The organism is Orbaceae bacterium lpD02 (assembly GCA_036251875.1).
GTDB classification, from domain to species: Bacteria; Pseudomonadota; Gammaproteobacteria; order Enterobacterales; family Orbaceae; genus Orbus; species Orbus sturtevantii.
Map to the genome: position 1 here is coordinate 837,163 of CP133960.1, position 14,701 is coordinate 851,863.

At 36.0% G+C, this 14,701-nt stretch carries 15 protein-coding genes; all 15 read right to left on the minus strand.

Annotation, left to right across the window (positions count from 1 at the left end):
- Positions 1-16: 16 nt before the first annotated feature.
- On the minus strand, positions 17-1,027 hold the full coding sequence (gene ruvB / locus RHO12_03695) for a Holliday junction branch migration DNA helicase RuvB (protein ID WVD66887.1): 1,011 nt from the start codon (positions 1,025-1,027) through the stop codon (positions 17-19).
- Between the two features lie 43 nt (positions 1,028-1,070).
- Complete coding sequence (ruvA, locus tag RHO12_03700; protein ID WVD66888.1) at positions 1,071-1,691, minus strand: Holliday junction branch migration protein RuvA; 621 nt, start codon at positions 1,689-1,691, stop codon at positions 1,071-1,073.
- A 162-nt stretch (positions 1,692-1,853) separates the two neighbouring features.
- Positions 1,854-2,309: a hypothetical protein gene (locus tag RHO12_03705; GenBank protein ID WVD66889.1), complete on the minus strand. Its 456-nt coding sequence runs from the start codon at positions 2,307-2,309 to the stop codon at positions 1,854-1,856.
- A 351-nt stretch (positions 2,310-2,660) separates the two neighbouring features.
- A complete protein-coding gene (locus RHO12_03710; protein WVD66890.1) occupies positions 2,661-3,323 on the minus strand; it encodes a hypothetical protein in 663 nt (220 codons plus the stop codon).
- Positions 3,324-3,523: 200 nt separating this feature from the next.
- Positions 3,524-4,012, minus strand: coding sequence for a crossover junction endodeoxyribonuclease RuvC (gene ruvC / locus RHO12_03715; protein WVD66891.1), 489 nt, complete (start codon positions 4,010-4,012; stop codon positions 3,524-3,526).
- A complete protein-coding gene (locus RHO12_03720) occupies positions 4,012-4,755 on the minus strand; it encodes a YebC/PmpR family DNA-binding transcriptional regulator (protein WVD66892.1) in 744 nt (247 codons plus the stop codon). The genes ruvC and RHO12_03720 overlap by 1 nt, the downstream gene beginning before the upstream one ends.
- A 115-nt stretch (positions 4,756-4,870) precedes the next feature.
- A complete protein-coding gene (locus RHO12_03725; GenBank protein ID WVD66893.1) occupies positions 4,871-5,857 on the minus strand; it encodes a fimbrial protein in 987 nt (328 codons plus the stop codon).
- Positions 5,858-5,907: 50 nt separating this feature from the next.
- The gene (locus RHO12_03730; GenBank protein WVD66894.1) at positions 5,908-6,387 is read right to left on the minus strand and encodes a fimbrial protein; all 480 of its coding nucleotides are present in this window, start codon (positions 6,385-6,387) and stop codon (positions 5,908-5,910) included.
- 8 nt (positions 6,388-6,395) lie between these two features.
- Positions 6,396-6,890 carry a hypothetical protein gene (locus RHO12_03735; protein ID WVD66895.1) on the minus strand — a complete coding sequence of 165 codons (495 nt, stop codon included), beginning with the start codon at positions 6,888-6,890 and terminating at the stop codon, positions 6,396-6,398.
- Positions 6,891-6,940: 50 nt separating this feature from the next.
- Positions 6,941-7,921 carry a fimbrial protein gene (locus tag RHO12_03740; GenBank protein WVD66896.1) on the minus strand — a complete coding sequence of 327 codons (981 nt, stop codon included), beginning with the start codon at positions 7,919-7,921 and terminating at the stop codon, positions 6,941-6,943.
- Positions 7,918-10,371, minus strand: coding sequence for a fimbria/pilus outer membrane usher protein (locus RHO12_03745; protein WVD66897.1), 2,454 nt, complete (start codon positions 10,369-10,371; stop codon positions 7,918-7,920). The genes RHO12_03740 and RHO12_03745 overlap by 4 nt, the downstream gene beginning before the upstream one ends.
- A 37-nt stretch (positions 10,372-10,408) precedes the next feature.
- Entirely contained in the window at positions 10,409-11,107 is a 699-nt protein-coding gene (locus RHO12_03750) for a molecular chaperone (GenBank protein ID WVD66898.1), read from the minus strand.
- Positions 11,108-11,174: 67 nt separating this feature from the next.
- Complete coding sequence (locus tag RHO12_03755) at positions 11,175-11,768, minus strand: fimbrial protein (GenBank protein WVD66899.1); 594 nt, start codon at positions 11,766-11,768, stop codon at positions 11,175-11,177.
- Between the two features lie 367 nt (positions 11,769-12,135).
- Positions 12,136-12,588 (minus strand): dihydroneopterin triphosphate diphosphatase, encoded by a 453-nt coding sequence (nudB, locus tag RHO12_03760; protein ID WVD66900.1) that lies wholly within the window; start codon positions 12,586-12,588, stop codon positions 12,136-12,138.
- Positions 12,589-12,639: 51 nt separating this feature from the next.
- Positions 12,640-14,397, minus strand: coding sequence for an aspartate--tRNA ligase (aspS, locus tag RHO12_03765; GenBank protein WVD66901.1), 1,758 nt, complete (start codon positions 14,395-14,397; stop codon positions 12,640-12,642).
- Between the last annotated feature and the right edge of the window lie 304 nt (positions 14,398-14,701).

Here is a 14,701-nt window from a genome sequence, read left to right on the forward strand (position 1 = left end):
ATACTCTAATAAAAAATTATGATTTATCGCTATGAATAATACCGAAGTGACGATAAGCATGAGGTGTGGCTATCCTACCTCTTGGTGTTCTCTGGATATAGCCTTGTTGAATAAGAAAAGGTTCTAGTACATCTTCGATTGTCTCTCGTTCCTCGCCAATGGCTGCAGCCAAATTATCTAAACCAACTGGCCCACCCATAAATTTTTCAATTATAGCGAGTAGTAATTTGCGATCCATAAAATCAAATCCCTCAATATCGACATCTAGCATATTTAGTGCCTGAGTTGCGATCTCCGCATCAACAATACCATTTGATTTGACATCGGCATAATCTCGCACCCGACGTAATAAACGATTCGCAATACGAGGGGTTCCACGCGAACGTTTTGCAATATGGTGGGCACCTTCTGCCGATAAGTCCATACCTAAAAATTTAGCACTGCGACTAACTATATACTCTAAATCAGCGACTTGATAAAATTCAAGGCGTTGTACTATACCAAAACGATCTCGAAGCGGCGATGTTAAGGAGCCGGCACGAGTTGTTGCGCCAATCAAGGTAAACGGTGGTAAATCAATTTTAATTGATCGGGCAGCGGGGCCTTCTCCAATCATAATATCGAGTTGATAGTCTTCCATCGCTGGATAAAGTATTTCTTCGACAACGGGTGACAAGCGATGGATTTCGTCAATAAATAGCACATCATGCGGTTCGAGATTGGTGAGCATGGCGGCTAAATCACCTGCTTTCTCGAGTACTGGGCCGGATGTGGTTCTCAAATTTACATTAAGTTCATTGGCAACAATATTAGCTAATGTGGTTTTACCTAGCCCTGGCGGTCCAAAAATAAGTAAATGATCGAGCGCGTCACCACGTTGTTTGGCTGCCTGAATAAAAATCTTCATCTGTTCGCGCACATGTGGCTGACCGATATATTCATCCAAATATTTAGGCCGAATTGCACGATCAATCGTCTCTTCTTCTTTTTGTACTGCTGGTGATATTAAACGATCTGCTTCAATCATAAGATGTAGATACTCTCTAATTTATTAGTATAAAATTCACTAGTTATAATGCTGACTTTAATGCTTCTTTAATTAATGTTTCACTATCCATATCTGGTTTAATCACTTTACTTATAATTCGGCTTGCTTCTGGTGGTTTATAGCCTAAAGCAACAAGAGCTGAAATCGCTTCACTTTCAACTTGGCTAGATGAGCGTAGTGCTTGTACGGATTTATCTTTGCTATCATGTGGAATGGTTTGATTGAGTAGCTCACCTCCAAAATTTTTAAAACGATCTTTCATTTCAACAACTAATCGCTCAGCGGTTTTCATTCCAACGCCAGGGAGTTTGACTAATGTTTTGATTTCACCCTGTTCAACCGCGCCGACAAACTGAGTCGCCGACATGCCGGATAATATGGCTAACGCTAATTTGGGGCCAACACCATTAACTTTAATTAATTCACGAAAAAGTAATCTCTCTTGCTTATTATTAAAACCATATAGTAATTGAGCATCTTCTCGAACAATAAAATGAGTTAAAATAATCGCTTCTTGTCCATTGTCAGGCAGCTCATAAAAACACGTCATCGGCATCATTACTTCATAACCAACCCCATTAACTTCAATAAGGACTTCTGGAGGTTGCTTTTCAACAATGATGCCACGTAAACGACCAATCATATTTTATACCTTTTATCACGATAAAATTGGATGTAGTTTACCTGAACAGAACTAAACAATAAAGAAAAACTGTATAAATAGACAGCTTTTCTTCAATCTGCATCAAAATTAATATATTGTCTCATAATTAATCAATGAAATTGCAATAATGTGTTGGTCTAGCTATTGTAATTGAAGACCAACGCTTTCATAGAAAGCAAAGATTTGGTCTTTAAACATAATCATAGCAGCCACAGTCAATAACATTTTAATTAACCAACTAACAAAACAGATTGCAAGACTTCGACCAAACGATATTTGTAAAAAATAGGCGATAATATAAATGTACATTAGTAAGCTAATAAATCCCAATATTATTGAGACTAACCCTGATGGCGGTGATTGAAAATATACAAGTACCCCCACCGCTAGTATAGATAGTAATAAAACAGCAACTGCTGTGCAAACTTCGGCAATAAAAGAGATTTTAAATGTTGCGTCCTTTACATTAAGTAAGTGAGCCGCAATTAATAAAAAAATAGCATTAATCACCCATCCCGTAAAAATTACTAATAGTCCAAATAATACGATAAGTACTGGAGATTGTGATTGTAGTAATTGAGGGATCTGTTCGTGCATTTAATTTTCCTTTTTAGCTATATTTATAGATATATTATATTGTATGCATAATAGCATAAAAATATCACATGTAAATATTACATGTTTGAATTACATGTGATATTTTATATTAAAATAGCTAAACAGAAGTTGTGGTATATTTAATTGGTAAATTTAAATAAGGCTCAAGCCGTTTGCATCGCCAATCTGAAAGTAAATCAGGCGCACCTCTGCTTATATCAGGATGAATAAATAAACATTAGTAGGTAAAAATAACTAAAGAGAAATGGTACGGTATGGATCTGCGCCATGTAATTAACCTAAGTATCTTACAATATGCGCAGTCTGCCGATTTTGATAAGATAAAGAATATTAGCCAACACTGAATGTTTTCTTAAATAGCTGCCAAACGCGTAATTGTGCAGCTAAAAGCGCTAAGTATATTGCAAGTTCCCCGAGCTCTTCGACTATTTGCATTTGTCCTGCCGTAAAATAATTTACTAATGGTAATGATAAATGCATATGTCCTTCAGCTGCAGTTGAAATAAATACCCCAAGAACAGCTAAGACAAATTCAATCAACGGGAATTGTTTTTCATGCCACAACACAGCGATAATTCGATATTGTTTTTTGATGACAAACACTAACGCAATACAGATCAGTATTAGCCATAATAATGGATGAACAATCGGTTTATACCAAAGCAATGCAGATGGATATGCCCCGCCAGTTTGTGGATCAATGCTTGTCGGCGGATAAAAACAGGCTCCCCAACTTAACTCTCGCCAAAATAGAATAAACCAGATGGCAATAATCATACTCCAAAACCAACGAAGATTTTTATCTTTTACCTTAAAAATAGCGTAAGCCGCAAAAATAAAACCAATAAAACAAATAGCTAATTGTGTATTTTCGATTAGCCCATTTTCCCACCCCCATTGAATAGGAAACAACCATGCCATCGGGTAAAGCAATAAATAAATTAAAACGACAATTACCCTTAGTAACATTATCTTATTTTTATTGATAGCCATTAATCGCCCCTTTGTTTATTTAATATTATAAACTATCGTTTTATTTAACTAACAGTTAAATAAAAAACACCTATTATCGAATAATCATTAGCTAATCACTATAAACGCAGCTCACTAAAATAATAGTATCAAGTAAATGACTGCTTTATATTAAATCTGACTACAATAAGCTTATGGTGTACTTAATAATACTATTTTTATTATTTATAATTTTTAACTAAATTTTGATAGCTATGAGAATGAGTAATGGCAATAGCTAACGCGTCTGCCGCATCAGCTTGCGGACTTGCGGGTAACTTAAGTAACATTTTGACCATATGTTGAACTTGTTTTTTATCGGCCGCGCCAGTACCGACTACCGATTGTTTTACTAGCCTTGCTGCATATTCAAACACAGGTAAATCACAATTTACTGCCGCAACAATAGCCACACCTCGTGCTTGGCCTAATTTAAGTGCAGAATCGGCATTTTTAGCCATAAAGACTTGCTCTATTGCAAACATGTTAGGCTGAAACTGTAAAATAATTTCGCTAACACCTGCATAAATGCGCTTTAAGCGAGTTGGCATATCGTCGGCAGACGTGCGAATACAGCCACTGCCGAGATAAGTTAATTGTCTACCCACTTGACGGATAACACCGTAGCCCGTCAAGCGCGAACCAGGATCAATGCCTAATATAATCGACATTATAGTGTCGCAGCAACCTCATCAGAAACTTCACCATTATGGTAAACTTCCTGCACATCATCACAATCTTCAAGCATATCAATAAGGCGTAATAATTTAGGTGCAGACTCAATATCAAGATCGATTTTTGTCGCAGGAATCATCGACACTTCAGCGGATTCAGAAATTAAACCCGAGGCATCCAATGCATCTTTGACGTCACCAAATGACTCTGGTGTAGTAAATACATCAATGGCACCATCATCATAGGTAACCACATCATCAGCACCAGCATCAAGTGCTGCGTCCATAACCTGATCTTCATTTACACCTGTTGGGTAGGAAATAACGCCTTTTTTAGTAAATAAATACGATACTGAGCCATCTGTTCCTAAATTGCCCCCAGTTTTAGTAAAGGCATGGCGAACCTCTGAAACGGTACGATTACGGTTATCACTTAAACACTCAACCATCACAGCAGTACCTGCTGGGCCATAACCTTCATAAATGATAGTTTCCATATTACTATCATCTTCACCACCAACACCGCGCGCAATAGCGCGATTCATGGTGTCGCGAGTCATGTTATTTGACAATGCTTTATCCATTGCAGCACGTAAACGAGGGTTCGACGCTGGATCGCCGCCACCAATTTTAGCGGCCGTAACTAGCTCACGAATAATTTTGGTAAAAATTTTACCGCGCTTGGCATCTTGCGCAGCTTTTCGATGTTTGGTATTAGCCCACTTACTGTGACCTGCCATAAAATTCTCCAGATATCATTGCTTTTATAAAATGCTGCATTCTAACAGAAATACTTTCAAAATTCATTACAAAGTCAAAATATCTAGCTAGTATGATTAATTTCATTATATCTAATTATTCATAAGTTATATTAAAAATCATCTTAGATTCAACTGCTCCTGGCATAATGTTATTACCATATCGATAATAGCGCGCAGTGTAATTAAAGGTATAAAAATAGTTACCCGTTAATGCTAATGATCCTGCATTATATTTTTTTTCAAAAACAAGCGCTTGTTTGTTGCTATCTAAAACTTGTATACCAATACCCGTTGCACCATTAGAACTAATATCATTAACTAGTACCCCATCTGAATTAGATAAATTAGATGGGATCGTGCCTGAAAACGTCATATAGACATGACTATAACCCGAAGAATCATTTACTCCCTCTCCGCCTCCGCTACATCGAGTCCGAATTGCAAAGTTAGTATCTCCAGTCGTTGCTCCTACAGTTTTAAGCTTTGTATAGCTTACTGGTTCTAAGTAGACATTTTGCTCAGCCCCACTCACGACCGAACAAGAAGGAGTAACAATTGACGTCCCACCTTCTGTCATATAACTTGATAATGCCGATGTAGAAAGGGTTGCGCCAGGAATACCATAAGAGGTGTAGTTACCACTGGAAAGGGGACCACTACCGACAAATTCAGCTGTTTTATATAATGTAACAATAATGTTGCCCGCTACTACGTTGATTTGCCGTTCTCTTTGAGCTACATAATTGTAGGGATAAATGTTACGATCCCTTGCTATTTTTATTCCCACACCAGAGACATTTGTTTGATATACCTTATTGTTATTACTAATAAATAAACTAGTATTTATAGCACCCTCAATCATATCGCCTCCATAGCAATAAAATGCGACCCCTACTTCACCAAATGGAAATGATTTCTCAGCGATCACATCACCAACATTTAAATTGGGATTAACAATTACCGTTCCCATATCTATATATACTATTCCTGCTGGAACATCATTATACCGAGTACAAGCCGCAAAACATTGAGCAACAAAAAATAAATTAAAAATTAAAAAAAATTTTACTCCTAATTTCATAGATATGCCTTTTCAATTTAGCTACAGAGAGTCCACAATATATTGTATAACTATTCATAGGTGATATTAAAAATCATCTTGGATTCGACTGCGCCAGGCATAATATCGCTACCATATCGATAATAGCGCGCAGTATAATTAAAAGTATAAAAATAGTTACCGGTTAATACTAATGATCCAGCATTGTATTTTTTTTCAAAAACAAGTGCTTTTTTGTTGCTATCTAAAACTTGAATTCCAATGCCTATTGCGCCATTAGAACTAACATCGTTAATTAACACCCCGTCTGAGTTAGATAAATTAGACGGGGTCGTACCTGAAAAAGCCATATAGACATGACGATAACCAGAATCTTTGACTGCGTCTCCGCCCCCACTACATCGAGTCCGAATTGAAAAATTAGTATCCCCAGTCGTCGCCCCTACCGTTTTTAGTTTTGTATAGCTTACTGGTTCTAAGTAGACATTTTGCTCTGCACCACTTACCACAGAGCAAGAAGGGGTGATAATTGTCGTCCCTCCTGCTGTCATATAAGTTGTTAACCCAGAAGTAGAGAGACCTCCACCTGGCGGACCATAAGTGGTGTAATTACCACTTGAAAGAGGCCTGTACCGACAAATTCAGCTGTTTTATATAATGTAACAATAAATTGACCTTCTGCTATATTGATATCATTTGTTCGTACAGCTTGGTAGTTGTAAGGATAAATGTCACGATCCCTTGCTATTTTTATTCCCACACCAGAGACATTTGTTTGATATACCTTATTGTTATTACTAATAAATAAACTAGTATTTATAGCACCCTCAATCATATCGCCTCCATAGCAATAAAATGCGACCCCTACTTCACCAAATGGAAATGATTTCTCGGCAATCACATCTCCAACATTTAAATTAGGATTAACAATTACTATTCCCATATCTAAATATACTATTCCTGCTGGAACATCATTATACCGAGTACAAGTAGCAAAACATTGACCTATAAAAAATAAATTAAAAATTAAAAAAAATTTTACTCCTAATTTCATAGATATGCCTTTTCAATTTAGCTACAAAGAGTCTACAATATATTGTATAACTATTCATAAGTTATATTAAAAATCATCTTAGATTCAACAGCTCCTGGCATTATATCACTACCGTATCGATAATAACGCGCAGTATAATTAAATGTGTAAAAATAGTTACCCGTTAGTGCTAATGAACCTGCATTATATTTTTTATCAAAAACAAGTGCTTGTTTGTCGCTATCTAAAACTTGAATGCCAATGCCTGTTGCGCCATTAGAACTAACATCGTTAATTAACACTCCGTCTGAGTTGGATAAATTAGATGGGATCGTACCTGAAAAAGCCATATAGACATGGGCATAATCCAAATCTTGGACAGCTTCTCCGCCTCCACTACATCGGGTCCGAATTGAAAAATTAGTATCCCCAGTCGTCGCCCCGACCGTTTTAAGTTTTGTATAACTTACAGGCTCTAAATAGACATTCTGCTCTGCACCGCTCACTACGGAGCAAGAAGGGGTAACAATTGTTGTCCCACCTGCCGTCATATAAGTGCTTAACCCAGAAGTAGATAGGCCTCCACCTTGTGGGCCATAATTGGTGTAATTACCACTTGAAAGAGGCCCTGCACCAACAAATTCAGCCGTTTTATATAAAGTTACAAAAAAATCATCTGCTTTTATACTCACATCATTGTTCCTTGAAGCTGTATAATTGTAAGGGTAGAAATTAGTCCCTCTAGCAATTTTTATTCCAACACCTGGGACATTGGTTTGATGTATCTTATTATTACTACTAGTAAATAGACTAGTATTTATAGCGGCTTCAAGTATATCTCCTCCATTACAATGAAATGCACGATTCACTTCTGAAAATGGAAATTTTTTCTCAGCAATAATATCGCCAACATTTAAATTAGGGCTGACAAGCACTGTCCCCATATCTAAATATACAATTTCCTCAGGGACATCTAATTTAATACATGCCCCATAGCTTTGACTGACGAAAAATAAATTTAAAACTAAAAATAACATCGTTCTTATTTTCATAAACAAACCTTCTCACTTTCGTTACTATCATTTAATAAAAACGAACATTTGCCTGTAAGCCCTTCAACAATGGCATCGGTTGCTTTATCATCATAAATAAACACTTGGCCACCTTGACCAACTACCCCAATCGATTCATTATTTTCATTTACTACATTTTGGCCAAATGTTAGTGGTTTACCTTCAATATTAACCACATTAAATACACGTGTTTTTTCAATTTTTGTGTCAAATTTGACTTTGGTAATGGTTCCCTCATAAGGCACTACTTGCAGAGAGGTATTATCAAAAACCACATCGTCACTACTGCCTTTTGGATCAATCGCAATAGTATTGAGTCGATAAGGTCTGACATATGAAGATATGGCATAGCCATTACTATCTATTCGCGTACCTAAGGAGCCTGGAATTGTCGCACCTTTAGCATTTTTTGCCTCAATCAATGTCATCGTATCTGACGTATTTGGTGTAAATGTTACACCTCCACTATGAATAATAAATGAACCATTTGCCCCCGCACCAAACTGCCTAAAATGATTACCTTGGCTAAAGTTAGCGCTGACATTCGAAAGAGAAGAACGATAGTTAGTATTTAATGCTATACTTTGATTACCGCCAGTGCCCACTGCACTAGTAATACCATAAGTAGCCAAACTATCTTTATCTAACGCACCACTTAACCCTACTTGAGCTGAGCCGAAATGGGAGTTATTGAATAAAGCATTCGACGTGATGGTAGTTCGACGCTGACTAGACCCCAGTGAGTAAGTAAAACCAATCGATAGCCGATTATCGGCATTATTGTTAGAATAAACTCGTGTAAAAGCTAATGAATAGGATAAATTACCTAATCGATTATTATATGTCTGTTGGATTTGTTTTCTGGTATTTGTATCACCCCAATAGTTATAAATTTGTCCTGTTAAATAAAAACTACCATAACCTGATGGCAAGTTTTGGTTAATGGTCAAATTAAGTACATTTTTACGCGGCAATGAATTATCAGTACCGCCTCGTTTGTAATCATCAATAAAATAAAGCGCTTCATTTGCATCAAAATAATCTTGTGAACTGGAATGTGATGCACTAACGACTAAATTTGTATTTGTTTCAGTAAATTGCTGGTTAAATGATAGCCGATAATTGTAACCACTTTTAGAAACATCATCAAAAGAGGTTTTTGCATAGGTGACATCAAAGCCCAAAGCACCTATACCGGTATTAATACCAGTACCGATTAAATAAGCTTGATAATCATCAAACAACGTTGTACCTGAATATAAAGTAAACGTATTGTTTAATCCATGCTGGATACTTGCTTGTAAAATATTTGGTTTATTTCTCAAATTATCCATATCAGCCTTACCAGCTGCGACTTGATAATGAGTAAAACCTGGTCTCGATAATTGAGAAATTGATGCATAAGGAACAACAAACGTATTTTCGCTACCATCTGCCTCTTGAACAGTTACGTCTAAATCGCCGCCAAACCCTATTGACGAAATATCTTTAATGCTAAAAGGTCCTGGTGAAACGGATGTTTGATAAATGATATTACCATTTTGGCGCACAGTAACCAAAGCGTTACTCATTGCAACACCATTGATATCAGGTGCGTAAGATGACATGCCATCAGGATACATATTATTATTGGTTGCTAATTTGGCGCCATTCAATTTTATACTATCAAATAACGAACTTTCAGTATAAAACTGACCTAAAACGAAATTTGATTTAATTGCAGCAATCGAGCGTTGTACATACGTCTGATTACTATCCCAGTTGAATTTACTCGTATTTTGCCAAGTAACATTACCCGCATGTTTTAGTAACCATCCATTAAAAGACAGACCACCGTCAAGATTTAGATAAAATGATTTTGTATCTTGCGCTGAGTTATCAGAATAATGACTATCATAATAGTTACTGATATAGCTAATATTGATTGCAGGAATACCCGCATCCCAAAACTCTGAAGGGACATAACCAGCAGACTGTGATAGAACATAAATTTGGGGCATTGAAATCAATAATTTTAATGAAGAGGTTTCTAAGATATCTTTAATATTATCGTTATCATTCCATTGGGAAAGTTCACCGCAAAACGAAGGGTCAGCGCTTAATTTATTGTTTAATTCATTAGCATTAATACCAAAATCGGTTAGCATCTTAGCCGTATAACATACCCCTAAGGTACCATTTTTTTGTCTTATAATATTTAAATCATAACGACCTCGCCATTCATCATTGGTATAAACATCTACCGAGTAAACGCCTTCATCAATAGGCGCTCGATTAAAGCGTGAAAGGTCAATATTGTCGCTAGAACCGACAAGAAAACCTCTATTGAACTCATAATTTTGCTCAGTCTCAGCATACACTGAACTAGTAAAATAAGCGCAGAGAGTATATAAAAAAATTTTAGCCTTCAATTTCCCAAGTTTTAACATGACCTATCAATTCCATAAGAAGTTATATAGATTATATTTATTTAACTTTAACGGTGTTTGCGACATCAGCACCATAGTCATTAAGGTAGTTAATCGTAACAACCTCACCCGATTTTAATGCTTTACTAAGGGTTAATGTCTCTACCGAATACGGCGCAATCATTAATGTTTTATCATTTAATGCACCTTTATTATCAGTTGAGATTTTAGTTACTGTAACATAAAAAGGCGATTTATTATCAATAGATAATTGATTTCCTTTAGGAATCAAGGATAATTTTTCAACTGCCGACTCCGGAGTACCTAATCCTGTAGGGCGATAGATAAATTTAAAACGCGAACGAATGGCTAATTGTAAAACATTTTCATCTTTACCCTCTTTTTTAGATAAAGCTGGAATATCAAGAATATTTAGCCACCACAAACTTTCTCTATCAGTTGGTATGGCTTGCTTATTCATCAATTTAATACGTAGTACTTGTCCACCTTTCGCTTCAATACGAGAAATAGGAGGCGTAATTTGGAATGGTGTTTTTATCGTATCAGGAGACTCATTTGGATCACCATTATCTAGCCAAGCCTGCGCAATTGCAGGACGATCAGCTGTATTAGTCATCTGCACAGTAATTTCTTTTTCATTGCCAGGATAAATAAATCGAGTTCCATTAACAATAATATTATTTGCAAATGAACAAAGGCTAAAAAATAAACTAAAAAAAAGTATTGTGATCTTCATGACATCTCCTATAAGAAAAACGATAATTCTAAGTATTATCGTTTTATTGGATTAATAAACCAAAAGATTACTCATATGTAATTTCATAAGTTGCATAACTAGTTACTTGGCCTGCCGTTACCTTAGCTGGTTCTGAAGAAACATACCCAACATAGTAAGTGAAACGAGAAATATCACCATTAGCACTCGAAATAATAGCTCCGTTTGCTTGTGGTTGACTATTATCGCCTGGAATGATTTTGTTTGTCAAAGCTGAACTTGAGTCAGTCGATAAAACAAATTGAACATTCTGTGCACCTAAAACACCGTGAGTATTAGCCAAATAGCCATTATTTACACCTGCCAATAAATTACCACCGGTCCAATTTACAGAAATAGTTTTGGTTTTTCCTTCCTCAGCAGCAGGCATACAATTACTAACATCAATTGTAAATGATTTTGGTCTGAATAGAGTATCGGCTTTAGTTATTTCATTAATTGATATTGGAGCAAGATACACACTTGCATCGCTTCCCTGACCATCAACAGAAATAGTACAAGATACATTTGTTACTAGACCAAAGAAATTAACTTGACCACCGGTAACATCAGGCGTAGCTCCATGAGCCATTGATGTTGCAAATAATGTTGCTAATGTAGTTGCTAATAATACTTTTTTCATAAAAACCTCTTTAATAAAATAAAACAGATAAAATTTCAAATTTAAATAAAAACTGTTTTTTAAACTTTAATAGACTTAAAAAAACTGATTTTGATAATAAATGATTTTAAATATTTGACAATTGACTTTAAAAATTCATTTAACAATTAATACAGTTTGATTAAAAAAGAAAAGCAAATGACAGCAAAATGTAAATATTGTGCAAATGCGAAATGATGTGATTTGTTACTAATAACAACGACTGACAACATACTTTTGTTAAGGTAGCTAATAGCGATTAATAACATTAAATATTACGATAATTAGCATTTATTTAAAAAGTCGTGATTGGTATGTGAGGATGAGCAGAAAAGCTCCGAGAAAAATATTAACTATTATTATCTTTAATATTATTTAAGCACTCAATTGCCTGCCGATTATTCCATGATAATGTGATCTCAGCGGCTTTATCATAAGATAACCACTGATAATTGAGATGTTCGGTTAAAATGGGAGCAATTTCATGTGGTAAAGACAAATAGAACCAGTGTTCTCTATTAGTTGTAACACCAGGTGCATAACGGTGTCTAAATTGTGGAAAGATTTCAAACTCAACCGTCTGTTTAGTATCAACTAATATATAATCAGCCAGTTCAATATCAATACTTGTTTCTTCTTTTACTTCACGTATAGCCGCTTGGTAAGGTGTCTCCCCGAGTTCAAGGCTGCCTGTTACCGATTGCCAAAAACTAGCATCATCTTGGCGCTGTAACATAAGGCAACACTGGGTATTAGGACAAAATATAACGACTAAAACTGATTCTGGATTTTTGTAGCACATCTATTTTTACCGAAGCGTTAAAGCAATACTTAACGCTTCAATTAATATAAATTACTTTTTACTGACTTCAATACCAAGATCTTGTAATGAAGCTGGATTTGCAGGGCTTGGTGCATCAGTTAATAAACATGCCGCTGCCGTCGTTTTCGGGAATGCAATAACATCACGAATATTATCCGTCCCATTGAGTAGCATAGATAAACGGTCTAAACCAAATGCGAGTCCAGCATGAGGTGGAGTGCCATATTTTAAGGCATCAAGCAAGAAACCAAATTTTTCACGTTGCTCTATTTCGTTAATACCTAAAATAGTAAATACGGCTTGTTGCATCTCATTACGATGAATTCGCACCGACCCCCCCCCAACTTCATAACCATTAATCACCATATCATAAGCGTTAGCGACAGCATTAAGAGGATCTGTTTGTAACTTTTCTGGTGAGTAATCCTTTGGCGCAGTAAAAGGATGATGCATCGCATTAAGCCCATCATCATTTTCTTCAAACATAGGAAAATCAATAACCCACAACGGTGCCCATGATTTTTCATCAGTTAATTGCAAATCTTTACCGACTTTAAGCCTTAATGCCCCTAACGCATCAGTAACCACTTTGCTACTGTCTGCGCCAAATAATAAAATATCACCATCTTTTGCCTGAGCCCTTACTAAAATAGCAGTCATCTGTTCGGCATTAAAGAATTTCGCAATTGGGCTCTGCACTCCGTCTAACCCTTTAGATACATCATTAACCTTGACCCAAGCCATTCCTTTTGCGCCATAAACGCCGATAAACTGAGTATATTCATCAAGTTGTTTACGCGTTAATGAAGCACCATTAGGGACACAAAGTAGCGCAACGCGTCCTTTTTCGTCATTTGCTGGCGCGGAAAATACTTTAAAATCGACATATTTAACTAAATCTGCAACGTCAATAATTTCAAGTGGATTACGCAAATCAGGCTTATCACTACCAAAGCGGCGCATTGCCTCTGCAAACGTCATAACCGGGAACTGACCTAAATCAACCTTAATAATTTTTTGCCATAAACCGCGGATCATTTTTTCCATAATGTCTCGTACTTGCTGCGCAGTCATAAATGAAGTTTCAACATCAATTTGCGTGAATTCCGGCTGACGGTCGGCACGTAAATCTTCATCACGGAAACATTTGACGATTTGGTAATAGCGGTCAAATCCTGACATCATTAATAACTGTTTAAAGATCTGCGGTGACTGCGGTAAGGCATAAAATTCACCTTTATGCACACGGCTAGGAACTAAATAATCACGCGCACCTTCAGGTGTTGCTTTAGTTAGCATAGGCGTCTCAATATCTAAAAAACCATGCTCATTCATAAAATGACGCACAAACGCAGTAATATTAGCGCGGGTTTTAAATATTTTAGCCATTTCTGGTCGACGTAAATCAATATAGCGATATTTTAGGCGTTGTTCTTCAGTATTATTTTGATTAAAATCTAATGGTAAAGCCTCTGAACGATTAAAAATCATTAGCTCTGTTGCCAATATTTCAACTTGACCCGTTGCCATATCTTTATTAATTTGACCTTCTGGGCGCGCGCTAACTTTACCTTTAATTTGGATACAAAATTCATTACGTAACTCAGAGGCTAGCTTAAAGGCTTGCTCAAACTGGGGATCAAAAAAGACTTGTACAATCCCTTCACGATCACGCATATCAATAAAAATCATACCGCCAAGATCACGCCGTTTATTAACCCAACCACATAATGTTACATCTTGATTGATATGAGAGGCATTTAATTGCCCGCAATAGATTGTTCGCATAAAAATATCCTATCAGCTGCCTTGCAAAATGGTAATCATTATAGAGCAAATTTAATTTGTATAAAGTATGTAAGCCAAAATATTCGTTATTTATTTCATAAATAGTATTTACCCCAAATTAATTTATCAAACTGGTCAAATTAATTAACTTAATTAAATTCAAAATGATGCTAAAAATATAGACTTATTGGGCTTTTTTCAGTGATAAAAATCATCATGATAGCACTTGTCATTGCCACCATTTATTAATAAGCTTTAGTAATGTTACCTTAATAACAGCGATAAGAATGCTTCTTTCAAGTGA